At 62.7% G+C, this 12,263-nt stretch carries 12 protein-coding genes and 1 pseudogene; 5 read left to right on the top strand and 8 right to left on the bottom strand.

Annotation, left to right across the window (positions count from 1 at the left end):
* Positions 1 to 76: 76 nt before the first annotated feature.
* The 3 genes from ACJRW5_RS20830 to ACJRW5_RS20840 all read right to left on the bottom strand — a co-directional run bounded on the left by ACJRW5_RS20830 (position 77) and on the right by ACJRW5_RS20840 (position 2,979).
* Positions 77 to 1,258 (bottom strand): acetyl-CoA C-acetyltransferase, encoded by a 1,182-nt coding sequence (locus tag ACJRW5_RS20830; RefSeq protein ID WP_484572395.1) that lies wholly within the window; start codon positions 1,256 to 1,258, stop codon positions 77 to 79.
* A 196-nt stretch (positions 1,259 to 1,454) separates the two neighbouring features.
* The gene (locus ACJRW5_RS20835; RefSeq protein WP_484572396.1) at positions 1,455 to 2,111 is read right to left on the bottom strand and encodes a CoA transferase subunit B; all 657 of its coding nucleotides are present in this window, start codon (positions 2,109 to 2,111) and stop codon (positions 1,455 to 1,457) included.
* A 169-nt stretch (positions 2,112 to 2,280) separates the two neighbouring features.
* Complete coding sequence (locus tag ACJRW5_RS20840; protein WP_484572397.1) at positions 2,281 to 2,979, bottom strand: CoA transferase subunit A; 699 nt, start codon at positions 2,977 to 2,979, stop codon at positions 2,281 to 2,283.
* 113 nt (positions 2,980 to 3,092) lie between these two features.
* Between ACJRW5_RS20840 and ACJRW5_RS20845 the strand changes: the two genes are divergently transcribed.
* From ACJRW5_RS20845 to ACJRW5_RS20860, 4 genes are all read left to right on the top strand, one after another.
* Positions 3,093 to 3,980, top strand: a complete 888-nt coding sequence (locus tag ACJRW5_RS20845; RefSeq protein WP_484572398.1) for a LysR family transcriptional regulator — start codon at positions 3,093 to 3,095, stop codon at positions 3,978 to 3,980.
* Positions 3,981 to 4,115: 135 nt separating this feature from the next.
* Complete coding sequence (locus tag ACJRW5_RS20850) at positions 4,116 to 5,357, top strand: OprD family porin (RefSeq protein WP_484572430.1); 1,242 nt, start codon at positions 4,116 to 4,118, stop codon at positions 5,355 to 5,357.
* Positions 5,358 to 5,416: 59 nt separating this feature from the next.
* Positions 5,417 to 7,006, top strand: coding sequence for an argininosuccinate lyase (locus ACJRW5_RS20855; protein ID WP_484572399.1), 1,590 nt, complete (start codon positions 5,417 to 5,419; stop codon positions 7,004 to 7,006).
* Positions 7,007 to 7,060: 54 nt separating this feature from the next.
* The gene (locus tag ACJRW5_RS20860) at positions 7,061 to 7,618 is read left to right on the top strand and encodes a hypothetical protein (RefSeq protein WP_484572400.1); all 558 of its coding nucleotides are present in this window, start codon (positions 7,061 to 7,063) and stop codon (positions 7,616 to 7,618) included.
* On the opposite strand, the gene ACJRW5_RS20865 is transcribed toward ACJRW5_RS20860, so the two are convergent.
* Positions 7,605 to 8,855 (bottom strand): cation:dicarboxylate symporter family transporter, encoded by a 1,251-nt coding sequence (locus tag ACJRW5_RS20865; protein WP_484572401.1) that lies wholly within the window; start codon positions 8,853 to 8,855, stop codon positions 7,605 to 7,607. The two genes, ACJRW5_RS20860 and ACJRW5_RS20865, sit on opposite strands and share 14 nt — an antisense overlap.
* 130 nt (positions 8,856 to 8,985) lie before the next feature.
* Between ACJRW5_RS20865 and ACJRW5_RS20870 the strand changes: the two genes are divergently transcribed.
* Positions 8,986 to 9,903: a LysR family transcriptional regulator gene (locus tag ACJRW5_RS20870; RefSeq protein ID WP_484572402.1), complete on the top strand. Its 918-nt coding sequence runs from the start codon at positions 8,986 to 8,988 to the stop codon at positions 9,901 to 9,903.
* 107 nt (positions 9,904 to 10,010) lie between these two features.
* Here ACJRW5_RS20870 and ACJRW5_RS20875 read toward each other — a convergent pair.
* The 4 genes and pseudogenes from ACJRW5_RS20875 to ACJRW5_RS20890 all read right to left on the bottom strand — a co-directional run.
* Positions 10,011 to 10,179, bottom strand: a pseudogene (locus tag ACJRW5_RS20875) (YcaO-like family protein); the annotation flags it as partial.
* 77 nt (positions 10,180 to 10,256) lie between these two features.
* Positions 10,257 to 10,928: an urea carboxylase-associated family protein gene (locus tag ACJRW5_RS20880; RefSeq protein ID WP_264145925.1), complete on the bottom strand. Its 672-nt coding sequence runs from the start codon at positions 10,926 to 10,928 to the stop codon at positions 10,257 to 10,259.
* A gap of 11 nt (positions 10,929 to 10,939) precedes the next feature.
* Positions 10,940 to 11,608: an amino acid ABC transporter permease gene (locus ACJRW5_RS20885; protein ID WP_484572403.1), complete on the bottom strand. Its 669-nt coding sequence runs from the start codon at positions 11,606 to 11,608 to the stop codon at positions 10,940 to 10,942.
* Positions 11,608 to 12,261 carry an amino acid ABC transporter permease gene (locus ACJRW5_RS20890; RefSeq protein WP_264145923.1) on the bottom strand — a complete coding sequence of 218 codons (654 nt, stop codon included), beginning with the start codon at positions 12,259 to 12,261 and terminating at the stop codon, positions 11,608 to 11,610. The genes ACJRW5_RS20885 and ACJRW5_RS20890 overlap by 1 nt, the downstream gene beginning before the upstream one ends.
* Positions 12,262 to 12,263 lie beyond the last annotated feature (2 nt).

Genomic DNA, 12,263 nt, shown 5'->3' on the forward strand with positions numbered 1-12,263 from the left:
TCGTCGCGGCTAAAGCCCCTCCCACAGGAGCCAGGCGGGCAGTGTGGGAGGCGCTTCAGCGGCGATTGTCTGGCGCTCAGACGCGCTCGATAGCCAGCGCCACGCCCTGACCGCCACCGATGCACAGGGTGGCCAGACCTTTCTTGGCGTCGCGGCGAATCATCTCGTGCAGCAGGCTCACCAGCACGCGGCAGCCCGAGGCACCGATGGGGTGGCCGAGGGCAATGGCACCGCCGTTGACGTTGACCTTGTCAGCATCCCAGCTCAGCTCCTGGCCGACCGAAAGCGCCTGCGCGGCAAAGGCTTCGTTGGCTTCGATCAGATCCAGGTCAGCCAGGCTCCAGCCGGCCTTGTCCAAGCAGCGACGGGTGGCGGACACCGGGGCGATACCCATGATCGCCGGGTCGACACCGGCATTGGCGTAGCCGGCGATTTTCGCCAGCACCGGCAAACCGAGCGACTGCGCTTTGCTTGCACTCATCAGCAGCACGGCAGCGGCACCATCGTTGAGGCTGGAAGCGTTACCGGCGGTGACGCTGCCGTCCTTCTTGAAGGCGGGCTTGAGTTTGCCCAGCGATTCGGCCGTGGTGCCGGCGCGCGGCTGTTCGTCACGGGCGAAGGCGATCGGGTCGCCCTTGCGCTGCGGGATCAGTACCGGGGTGATTTCGGCGTCGAAGCGACCGGCTTCGATGGCGGCCACGGCCTTCTGCTGCGAAGCAGCGGCGAAGGCATCCTGCGCTTCACGGCTGATGCCGTACTTGTCCACCAGGTTCTCGGCGGTGATACCCATGTGGTAATCGTTGAAGGCATCCCACAGGCCGTCGACGATCATGCTGTCGAGCATCTGCGCATGGCCCATGCGCAGGCCGGTACGGGCCTTGGGCAATACATAGGGTGACAGGCTCATGTTCTCCATACCGCCGGCGATCACCACCTCGGCATCGCCGCAGCGAATGGCCTGGGTGGCCAGGTGCAGGGCTTTCAGGCCCGAGCCGCAGACCTTGTTCAGGGTCATCGCCGGCACCGCGTGCGGCAGGCCGGCGCGGATGGCTGCCTGGCGGGCGGGGTTCTGCCCGGAACCTGCGGTGAGCACCTGGCCGAGAATCACCTCATCGACCTGGGCTGCGTCGAGGCCGGTCTGCTCCAGCAGGCGTTTGATCACGATGGCACCGAGTTCAGGCGCAGGAATATCGGCCAGGCTGCCCTGGAAGCTGCCGATGGCGGTACGGGTGGCGGCGACGATGACGACATCTTGCATGGGATGACTCCTCTCGGCTGATGGGCCGTGTCTTGTGGGAGGGGCTTGAGCCTCGACGGGAAAGGCTCGCCGCTACGACTGCATGGATGCAGGAGGTAGAGCGAAGCAGGATGCCCGAGCCGAAAGCGCCTCCCACAATGTAGAAAAACGTTCCGCAGGCGCCGTGCGTGGTGACGCCTACGGAACGGTAGACAACTTAGAAACTCATTTCCGGGACGTGTTCGGGGACGATCAACTTGCCGGCGGTCTTGGCGGCGATTTCCTCGACGCTGACACCCGGCGCACGCTCGCGCAAGATGAAGGCGTTGTTCTCGATCTCAAGATAGGCCAGATCGGTCAGCACCTTGCGGATGCAGCCGCAGCCGGTCAGCGGCAGGCTGCAGTGCTCCAGCAGCTTGGACTCGCCGTCCTTGGAGGCGTGGGTCATGGTGACGATGATGTTCTCGGCGCCGGCCACCAGGTCCATGGCGCCGCCCATGCCCTTGATCAGCTTGCCGGGAATCATCCAGGAAGCGATGTTGCCGCGCACGTCCACCTCGAAGGCGCCGAGCACGGTGAGGTCCACATGGCCGCCACGGATCATGGCGAAGGATTGTGACGAGTCGAAGATCGCTGCGCCCTTGATCGCTGTGACGGTCTGCTTGCCGGCGTTGATCATGTCGGCGTCCACCTCCTCCTCGGTAGGGAAGGCGCCCATGCCGAGCAGGCCGTTCTCCGACTGCAGCATCACCTGCATGCCTTCGGGCACGTAGTTGGCCACCAGGGTGGGAATGCCGATGCCGAGGTTGACGTAGAAGCCGTCTTGCAGCTCGCGGGCCACGCGCTGGGCCATTTGTTCACGGGTTAGTGCCATGGTCTTTGTCCTCTTAGCAGGCTGCTGAAAACTACCTGCGTTGCCGATACGGCGTTAAAAACAGGCTCAAAATGCTCATTTACAGCTCGTAAAGTCGGTCGCGACCCCGGCCGCTTTTCGCCTGTTTTTGCCTTGTCTCGGCTGCCTCGTTAACGTTTTCAACAACCTGCTAGCTGCGCAGGGTGCGTTTTTCGATGCGTTTCTCGAAGCTGCCGCAGATCAGCCGGTCGACATAGATGCCGGGCGTGTGGATCTGCGTCGGGTCGAGTTCACCCGGTTCGACGATCTCTTCGACCTCGACCACGGTGATGCGCCCGGCGGTGGCGACCACCGGGTTGAAGTTCTGCGCGGTATGGCGGTAGACCACGTTGCCGAAGTGGTCGGCCTTCCAGCCTTTGACGATGGCGAAGTCGCCGGTGATGGCGGGTTCGAGGATGTAGTGGCGGCCGTTGATCTCGCGCGCCTCCTTGCCTTCGGCGACAGGGGTGCCGTAGCCGGTGGCGGTGAAGAAAGCGGGGATGCCGGCACCGCCAGCGCGCAGCTTCTCGGCCAGGGTGCCTTGCGGGGTGAGTTCGACTTCCAGCTCGCCGCTGAGCAGTTGCTGCTCGAACAGGGCGTTTTCGCCAACGTAGGAGGCAATCATCTTGCGGATCTGCCGGTCTTCCAGCAGCACGCCGAGACCGAAGCCGTCGACGCCGCAGTTGTTGGAGACCACGGTCAGATCGCGCACGCCACGGCGACGGATCTCTGCGATCAGGTTCTCGGGGATGCCGCACAGGCCGAAGCCGCCAGCCAGTACGGTCATGCCGTCCTGCAGGCCGTGCAGAGCTTCTTCATAGCTGCCGACGCGTTTGTCGAGTCCGCTCATTCGAGGCTGCCTCTTGTTGTTGTGGCGCACTGCCAAGGTGTGGCCAAGCTTCAGCGCTGCAGGCTTATTTGTTAAGTTTGTTTTTCCTCTCGATTGATCAGGTAAATAAATCAATGACCGTCAAGCAGCTACGCGCCTTCCTCGCTGTGGCGCAGAGCCTGAGCTTTGCTCAGGCCTGCGAACGCCTGCATCTGTCGCAGCCGGCGCTGAGCCTGGCGATCAAGAACCTGGAGCAGTCCCTCGGCGGGCAGTTACTGGTGCGCACCACTCGCAGCGTCGCGCTGACCCCGGAAGGCGAAACCCTGCTGCCGATCGCCGTGCGCCTGCTGGCCGACTGGGACAACGCCGAGGATCTGCTGCGTCAGCACTTCACCCTGCAGATGGGCAAAGTGGCGGTAGCGGCCATGCCGTCGTTCGCCGGCAACCGCCTGCCGGCGGCGCTGCGCGCCTTTCGCGATGCTTATCCGCGGGTCAACGTGGCGGTGCATGACGTGATCAACGAACAGGTGATGGAGATGGTGCGCGATGGTCGGGTCGAGCTGGGTATCGCCTTCGAGCCGGCGACCCTCGATGGCCTGCAGTTCACCGCGCTGTATGAGGACCGTTTCGTCGCCGTGGTGCCGGCTGGTAGCGAGTTGGCCGGGCAGTCGGCGCTGACCTGGGCGCAGTTGCTGGAGCAACCCTTCATCACCCTGCAGCGGCCCTCGGCGGTGCGCCTGCTGCTGGAAGACAGCGTGACCGCCAGTCACGGCAAGCTGCCGGTGGCGTTCGAGAGTCATCAACTGGTGACGGTCGGACGCATGGTCGCCGAGGGGCTGGGCGTCAGCGCCGTGCCGCAGCTGTGCCGGCAGCAGATGGAAGGGCTGGGCGCACGTTGCCTGCCGCTCAGCGAACCGCAGGTATCACGGCGCATCGGTCTGCTGCACCTGGCCGGACATCAACTGTCCAGCGCGGCGCAGGCGTTGAGCGAGACGCTGATGACGCTCGCCCGCAAGGGGTGAGGCGAAGAAAGGAAGTCATATTCTGTAGGTATCAATTCAAGACTATTTATATATTTTTAATCTCTATTCGTTGTCTTTAGCATCCCTTTGCCAGTTGCCTGGCCGCTAACAAAAACAATGAATCGAGGCATGAAAATGATACGACCTACCTCGCGCCTGCCCGCGCTTCTCGCCGTGGGCAGCTCCCTTGTCTTGCCCACCGTCGCCCACGCCGCCTTCTTCGAAGACAGTAAAGCTTCGCTCGAGCTGCGCAATTTCTACATGAACCATGACTTTCATCAGGACGGTGCCAGCCAGTCCAAGCGAGACGAGTGGGCACAAGGATTTCTGCTCAACTATCAGTCCGGTTTCACCGAGGGGCCGATAGGTTTCGGTGTCGATGCGCTGGGGCTGCTAGGCCTGAAGCTCGACTCCGGCCCCGATCGTCAGGGCACCGGCCTGCTGCCGGTCGGCGATGACAAGGCACCGGATGATTACAGCCAGCTGGGTTTCACCGCCAAGGCGCGCATCTCCAAGAGCACGCTGCATGTCGGTACCTTGATACCGAAACTGCCGACGGTCCTGCCCAGCGATTCGCGCCTGTTGCCGCAGACTTTCCGTGGCGCACAACTGCAGTCACGGGAAATCGACGGGCTGACGCTGGACGTCGGCCAACTGACGAAGAACAGCCTGCGCAACTCCAGCGCCAGTGATGACATGCTGGTCGCCGGCAAGGGCATTCGAGGTGGTCAGGCCAGCGACGAGTTCAATTTCGCGGGGGCCAGTTACAAGTGGTCCAAGCACTTGAACACTGCCTACAACTACGGACACCTGGAGCAGAACTACAAGCAGCACATCGTCAACCTGCGTCATCACCTGCCGATCATGGATGGGCACTCTTTCGACAGCGACATTCGCTATGCCCGCTCCACTCATGATGGCAACAGCAATGTCGACAACACCGCCGTCGGCGCCAAGTTCACCTACAACCTCAACAGCCACTCGCTCGGTGTGGCCTATCAGAAAATGAGTGGCGATACGGGCTTTCCGCACATCGAAGGCACCAACTCCTTCCTGGTCAACTACGTGATGATCTCGGCGGACTTCGCCAGCCCGGAGGAGCGCTCCTGGCAGGTGCGCTACGACTACGATTTTGCCGCGCTGGGCCTGCCGGGCCTGACCTTCATGACGCGCTACATCAGCGGCGACAACTTCGAACGCGCAGGTGGTCGCGAGGGCAAGGAGTGGGAGCGCAACACCGACATTGCCTATGTCGTGCAGAACGGCCCACTGAAAAACTTCGGCGTCAAATGGCGTAACGGCACCTACCGCAGCAACGGTGGTAATGACATCGATCAGAACCGCCTGATCTTCAGCTACACCCTGCCGCTGCTCTGACCCTTTTTCTGCCCGATACCGGGCCCGCAGTGGCCCGGTACCTTCGCGAGGACTCACGTATGAATACCCACAAGACCCTGCTGCACCTGGCCATCAGTGCTGCGTTGTTCCTGCCGCTGACCACCCAGGCTGCCAACACCGCCGACGTTCCCTGCAACAGCACCGCCGAGTGCGCCGAACAGGCCGCCAGGATCGGTGCGAGCACCGACAAGCGTGCGCTCAAAGGCGGTGCTTACGAAAGTCAGTTCGCCTGGATGAACCGCATCAACAAGGCCTCCATCGTCATGCTCACCGAGGAAGGCATCGTCAGTGCCCCGCAGGGCAAGCGTATTGCCAGCGGCGTGCAGCATGTCATCGACCAGGCCGGGCAGCCCGATGGCAAGCGTCCCAGTGACGTGTTGCAGGTCGAGAAGATCATGATCGACAAGATCGGCCCCGAGGCGTCGCTGATCCATTCCGGGCGCAGTCGGCAGGACATGTACGCGACCTACCGCCTGGCTGTGCTGCGTGCTCAGGTGCTGGACTTCAGTGATGGTCTCAACAGTGTGCGTGAGCGTCTGCTGAAACTCGCCGCCGACAATGTCGATACGCTCATTCCCGCTTATACCAACGGTGTGCAGGCCATGCCGATCAGCTACGCGCACTACCTGCTGGCGTTCGAGGCGGCTTTCCAGCGTGACGCTCAGCGTATTCACGAACTCTACGGGCGTCTCAATCTCAGCCCGATGGGCACGGCGGTGTTGGCCAACTCGGGCTGGCCGCTCAATCGAGAGCGCCTGGCGAGCTTGCTCGGTTTCGATGGCGTACGCGAGAACTCGCTGGACTCTAGCCAGGTCTCGACCTTCGATATTCCGCTGGAGGCTGCCGGTATCGCATCCTCGTCGGCGATTCGCGTGGGCGCGTTGATCGGCGACATTCACACCCAGTATCACCAGACCCGACCCTGGTTGCTGCTTGAGGAGGGCTCTACCTATACCAGCAGCGCCATGCCGCAGAAGCGTAACCCGGGCCTGCTGATGCGCACCCGTGAGTCGGCATCCAATGTCGTCGGGCTGGCCGGTGCCACGTCGATCCGTGCGCACAACGTCACCACCGGCATGACCGACTACAAGATCGCATTCGACGAGCTCGGCCTGTTCGAGTCGGCGACCCAGATGTTCAAGCGTCTGGACTCGGTGCTCGATGCCCTGGTGATCAATCCCGAGCGCGCCATGGAAGAACTAGACAACGACTGGACCACGTCGATGGAGCTGGCCGATACCCTCGAGCGCGAGCACAAGGTGCCGTTTCGCATCGGCCACAGTTTCGCCTCCATGATCGTCGGACAGGCGCGCAAGGAAGGCTTGCTGCCGAAGAACTTCCCATACGCGGATGCTCAGGCGCTGTTCGCCAAGGCAGCGCAGAAATACAAGTGGCAGGAGCAGCAGTTGCCACTGAGCGAGTCCGCGTTCCGCGCCACGTTGTCGCCACGCACCATGGTGGAAACCCGCAAGGGTACGGGTGGGCCGCAACCGGCTGAGGTCAAGCGCATGCTGGCGGCTGCGCAGAAGACTTTGAAGGCCGACCAGGGCTGGATGGGTGAGCATCGCCAGAAGCTGGTCGAGGCAGAGCAGCGTCTGGACAAGGCGTTTGATCGTCTCGCTCGCTGATCGTCTAGGCCCGTGCGCAGGCGTCATCTGCTCCGGCTGGCGGCGCTGCTATCGATGTTCGGTAGTGGCGCCTTGGCATGTTCGGGTTTTCTGGAGGCGCGCGGCCCGGTGGATACCAGGGGCAAGCTGACGACGCAGTTCCTGCGCCTGGTCGTCGACGATGCAGCCTTCGCCATTCTGGTAAGGGCCAGCGCAGACCTCTACAACCTGCCAACGGGCTTGAGCCGGGCGGTCATCCTGTTCGGCGCGGACCTCGACGAGAGGCCGTACCTGGTTGACGGGGCACTGGTGATGGCGCCTGTCTTTCTTGAACCTGGTGACCCCAGAGTGCAGCCCGACATGCCGGTCTGGCAGGTGGGTGATTGGGCCAGAGGGGAACGCTCCGGATTCGCCCTGAAAGGTGTTTGCGCGCTGGCGGTTGTCGATGGTTTGTTGCGCTATCTGACGCATCATCCGGCTTTTGCCGATTTGCAGGGTGTCGAGCTGGTCGGCCATGGTCTCGGGGCCGAACTGCTACGGCTACATGCTGCACGCGGTGCCGGAAATCCAGGTCGGTTCAGGCTGCGCTATCGCCTACAACGGCCAGCCGTGCAGGCCGTCACTCCTCGCTGAGCCTCAAGGCGCCTCGCTGCGGTCGATGCTGACCCAGTACGCGCCGAGCTTGCTCGATATCCAGGGCACCGTGGCATTTGCTGATGAACAGACAGGCCACGCAGTTGCCCAGAACATTCGTCAGCGAGCGGCATTTCATCAAACGTTCGACGCCAACGAGGATGCCCAGCAGCTCCATGGGAGCGAACTGCAGAGCACTGAGTGTGGCGGTCAGAATGACGAAGGCCGATCCGGCGACGCTGGTCGCTCCCAGCGAGGTGAACAGACTGACGAGCAGGAGCAGCAAAAGCTGCTGAGCACTCAGGTCGGTTCCCGCCATCTGTGCGAGAAACACCATGGCCACGCTCAGGTAGAGGTTCGAACCGTTGAGGTTGAAGCTGTAGCCGCCGGTCAGCACCAGGCGTGCGACGTGGCTATCGCACCCGGCCGCTTCGAGTTTCTCGAGCAGCTTCGGCAGAGCGGCTACCGATGAACCGGTGGCGGCGACCAGCAGCAGCGCTTCTTTGACATGGAGGATAAGGCGCCACAAGCGCAACCTGAGCAGGCGCAGGGCGCAACCCAGTACCAGGGTGATATACACGAGACTGGCCAGGTAGAGGGTGGTGATGAACTTCAACAGCGGAATTGCGGCCGTCATGCCGTACTTGCCAATGGTGAAGGCGATGGCTGCGAATGCGGCCAACGGAGCGAAGCGCACGATGCCTCGCATCAGCCTGAATATCATCGAGACGCCCTGATCCAGGCGTTGCTGCAGTGCTGTGCCTGCCTGGCCCGAAAGTCCCAGCAGGTAGCCGCAGACCAGCGCGGCAAGCAGTACCTTGAGAATCAGGCTTTGTTCAAACGTTTGCAGTACCAGGGCGGGCAACTGCGCAATCACGTCCGTACCGGTGTGGCTGTCGGCTGCTAGTGGTGAGAGGAGGGCGTTATTGCTGCCTGGCTGTAACAGTAGCGCCAACAGGATGCCGCAGCTCAACGACAGCAGGGACATCAACTGCCAGTAGCCCAGGGTCTTCAATACCAGTCTCGCGCTGCCGGGGTGGCCGACGAGCCTGGCGACGCTGGAGCAGAGCAGGATGAACATCACCGGCGGGGTCACCCAGGCAATGATGCCGAGAAACAGCTCGCTGAGCGGCTTCATCTGGATTGCCAGAGGCGGATTGCAGACACCGAGAATACCGCCGAAGAGGACGGCCAAAAGCAGCTGAGCAATACCGGAACGGGCAAGTCGGTGAATCATGACGCTCTGTTTTTGTAGTTATGGGTGCCTGCTGTCATCGCTTCAGCAGAAGGGGCATCCTACCCCATCGGTCGCGCGATTCGGTATCGTTTGGCCCCGCTGTCCACTCTGTCTCACGGTGAGTCATCTCATGGAGCTTCGTCACCTGCGCTACTTCGTCATGGTTGCCGAGGAGCGTCATTTCACCCGCGCGGCTGCGCGCCTGAACATGCAGCAACCGCCGCTGAGCCAGCAGATCCGTGCCTTGGAGGCGGAGCTGGGATTCGAGCTGTTCATCCGCCATGCCAAGGGTGTCGACCTGACAGTGGGGGGCGAGGTCTTCCTCAAGGAAGCACGGGACATCCTGCAGCGCGTTCAGCAGGGTGGGCTCAAGGCTGCGCGTGCCGCACAGGGCATCGAAGGCAGCCTGAGGCTGGGGTTCACCAGCTCCGCCGCGTCGCACCCACTGATCCCGAGGATCATCCGGCATTACCGCGAACGTTACCCTGGAGTGGACATCGCGCTGAATGAAGGCAGTGCGAAACTGCTGACCGACAACGTGGTGAACGAGCGAGTCGACGTCGGCATTCTGCGTGCCCCCGTGGCCAGCCCGGCAGGCGTCACTTATCACCGCCTGCTCAACGAGGAACTGGTACTGGTGCTGCCGGTGGGGCATCGCCTGTTGCAGGGCAATGGCGCGGTGTCGCTCAAGGATCTCGCCGATGAACCCTTGATCCTGGTGCGCCGCCCAGGTGCGCCGGGGATGTACGCCAATTTCCTGCAGGCATGCCGCAACGCAGGGTTCGAACCGCATGTGGCGTTCGAGGTGGAGCGCATGCTGACCAATGTCAGCCTGGTGGCTGCTGGCGCTGGAGTGTCAGTGGTGCCGGCATCGATGCGTGGTTTCCACGAGCACAGCGTGGCGTACTGCTCGATTCGTGATGCCAAACCTCGGCTGGTCGCACCGGTTACCCTGGTTTGCCGTGAGCAGCACCAGTCGCCGCAGGTCGTCAATTTTATCGCTCTGTCCCGTGAGCTGGGCGCTGAGTACCGCAAGGAAGCGCACTGAAGATTCAGTAGGGCGGCAGGTGTTGCCAGTCTTTTCGGGTATCGATGTCTTGCAGCACGCCGGGGTCATCCAGCTCGACGAGTTGCACGGCCTGGGCATTTTTCTGCAGCACTGCGCGGGCGCCACGGACAGGGTGCTGCCGGCGCTCATGCCGTTGGACAGATAGAGGTTCTCGATCAGGTTGGACGGGAAGTGCACCGTCTCACCATCACTCTGGCGCACGAACGGCAGCGAGCAGATGCCGCGTACCGTGTTGGTGTCGTACAGGTGTGAGCCAGGCCGGGCGCGGTCAGCGGGTTGGGCGGGCGCAAGTCGTCAGTCAGGTGCTGGTGGCTGCCTCCGCCCTACGGCGCTCAGCGTTGTTGCAGGTGCTCCGGCACCCATGGACCGCGTACCGGGATGTGCGCGAATGGCTCGTCGATGATACGCAGTTCGGCGTCTTTCGGCGTGTTGTCGCCCTGACCCTGGATGCTGACGATGTCCTGCGGACAGGCCGAGAAGGCGACGAAACAGTCCATTTCGGCGCGCAGGGTGATGTAGTCGCCGGGGCGGGTGACAGTCGGCAGGGTGTCGAGTTGGATGTTGTCGGCCTGCACACGGATGTTCATGAAAATGTTGAACGAGGCCAGGTTGCGTCGCGACGGCGTGGCACCCAGTTCCAGCATGCCTTCGAACATGTTGTCGGCGCAGTTGCGGTGGTAGTGGGTGCAGCCGAGCAGCTCGTAACGGCGACGGTCGCAGGCGGCCATGAAGGTGTCGTGTACGCCGGGCGAGGTGTCTTCCACCACGGTCAGGATCGGGCGGCGCTCGTTGGTCACGAAGCTGTCGCCGAGCAGTGGGTTGAGGTGCTGGTTGTAGACGCGGGTCGCCTCCATGCACATGTACTCGTCGAGGTCATAGGCGCTCCATGCCCAGCAGTCGACGACCTGGGTGCCGTGGGTATTGACCACTTGTACGCATTGCTGAGCGCGCAGGCGCACGGCCTTGCCGTGACCGGCGGGGATGACGATGGAAGTGACGGACATCGGTGGTTCCTCTAAGCGGATTGGGGCTGGCGATGGCGAGACAGGCGGCGCTCCAGCGCGCTGCTGGCACTGTCGATCAGCAGGGAGACCAGCCAGTAGCACAGGGCCACGGCCAGGTAGATTTCCAGTGGGGCGTAACTTTGCGAAATGGCCTGTTTGGCGCTGAACATGAACTCTTCCACCGAGACGATGGAGAGCAGGGCGGTGTCTTTCAGCAGGCCGATCAACAGCCCGGTAACTGGCGGCAAGGCCACCGGCAGCGCCTGTTTCAGAGCCACGTGGCGGAAGGTTTGCCAGCGTGAAATGCCCAGCGCACTGCACGCTTCGAATTGCCCGCTGGGGATCGACTCGAAGGCGCCGCGCAGCACCTGCGTCAGGTACGGGCCGTAGTACAGCGTCAGGGCGGTGACCCCGACCATCGGCGATGACAGGGTGATGCCGTACTCCGGCAGGATGAAGAACAGCACGTAGATCAGCACCAGCAGCGGCAGGCCGAGAATCAGCCGGGTGTAGCCGGCGACCAACGCGCGCATTGCTGCCTGCGGGCTGCACATGCTGGTCCAGGTCAGCAGCGAGGCCCAGGCCAGCGCGGTGAGGGATGTCAGCAGGAACAGCCACAGGCTATGCAGCAGGCCCTGCAGCAGCATTGGTGCGTAGGTGACGATGACGGTGATATCCATCAGGCGTTCCTCCCGCGATCAAGACGTGATTCGAGACGACGAACCAAAAGCAGAATGGGCCAGCAGATCAGCAGATAGCCGGCGACCACAACGATCATCACCGGAGTGGCTTCGTAGGTGCGGGCGACGATCAGTTGCCCGGCATAGGTCAGCTCCGTAACGGCGACCACCGAGGCCAGCGGTGTGGTTTTCAGAATCAGGGTGAACTCGTTGACCAGGGCCGGCATGCTGCGGCGTAGCGCCTGTGGCGCGAGGATGTGGCGCCAGCATTCGAAGCGTGACATGCCCAGCGCCTGTGCCGCTTCCACTTGGCCATTGGGCAGGGTGCGGTAGTTGGCACGGAGAATTTCTGCCGTGTAGGCGGCGCTGTTCAGGCCGATGGCGATGATCGCCGCCAGCAGCGGTTGCCCGCCCAGGCCGATCAGCGGCAACGAGAAGAACACCAGGAACAGTTGCACGATCGACGGTGTGCCGCGCATCAGGCTGACGTACAGCCGGCCGATGGCGCGCACCGGCGCCGACTCGCGCTCGCGCAACCACCAGATCAGATGGCCGCCGCAGAAGCTGACGATTGCCGCGGCTAGCGTCAGCTCCAGGGTGACCAGCAGACCCTCTGCCAGCTGGGGAATGGATTCGAGGATCTGCGCCAGCACGA

Origin of the sequence: Pseudomonas pichavaramensis, assembly GCF_050473265.1 — a bacterium.
GTDB lineage: Bacteria > Pseudomonadota > Gammaproteobacteria > Pseudomonadales > Pseudomonadaceae > Aquipseudomonas.

What these genes read in the sequence shown, in the direction of transcription:
- ACJRW5_RS20860 (WP_484572400.1), top strand. Translation starts at nt 7,061, where the DNA reads ATGTTCGGTAGTGGCGCCTTGGCATGTTCGGGTTTTCTGGAGGCGCGC.
- ACJRW5_RS20885 (WP_484572403.1), bottom strand. Translation starts at nt 11,608, where the DNA reads ATGGATATCACCGTCATCGTCACCTACGCACCAATGCTGCTGCAGGGC.
- ACJRW5_RS20845 (WP_484572398.1), top strand. Translation starts at nt 3,093, where the DNA reads ATGACCGTCAAGCAGCTACGCGCCTTCCTCGCTGTGGCGCAGAGCCTG.
- ACJRW5_RS20840 (WP_484572397.1), bottom strand. Translation starts at nt 2,979, where the DNA reads ATGAGCGGACTCGACAAACGCGTCGGCAGCTATGAAGAAGCTCTGCAC.
- ACJRW5_RS20850 (WP_484572430.1), top strand. Translation starts at nt 4,116, where the DNA reads ATGATACGACCTACCTCGCGCCTGCCCGCGCTTCTCGCCGTGGGCAGC.
- ACJRW5_RS20830 (WP_484572395.1), bottom strand. Translation starts at nt 1,258, where the DNA reads ATGCAAGATGTCGTCATCGTCGCCGCCACCCGTACCGCCATCGGCAGC.
- ACJRW5_RS20835 (WP_484572396.1), bottom strand. Translation starts at nt 2,111, where the DNA reads ATGGCACTAACCCGTGAACAAATGGCCCAGCGCGTGGCCCGCGAGCTG.
- ACJRW5_RS20865 (WP_484572401.1), bottom strand. Translation starts at nt 8,855, where the DNA reads ATGATTCACCGACTTGCCCGTTCCGGTATTGCTCAGCTGCTTTTGGCC.
- ACJRW5_RS20855 (WP_484572399.1), top strand. Translation starts at nt 5,417, where the DNA reads ATGAATACCCACAAGACCCTGCTGCACCTGGCCATCAGTGCTGCGTTG.
- ACJRW5_RS20880 (WP_264145925.1), bottom strand. Translation starts at nt 10,928, where the DNA reads ATGTCCGTCACTTCCATCGTCATCCCCGCCGGTCACGGCAAGGCCGTG.
- ACJRW5_RS20870 (WP_484572402.1), top strand. Translation starts at nt 8,986, where the DNA reads ATGGAGCTTCGTCACCTGCGCTACTTCGTCATGGTTGCCGAGGAGCGT.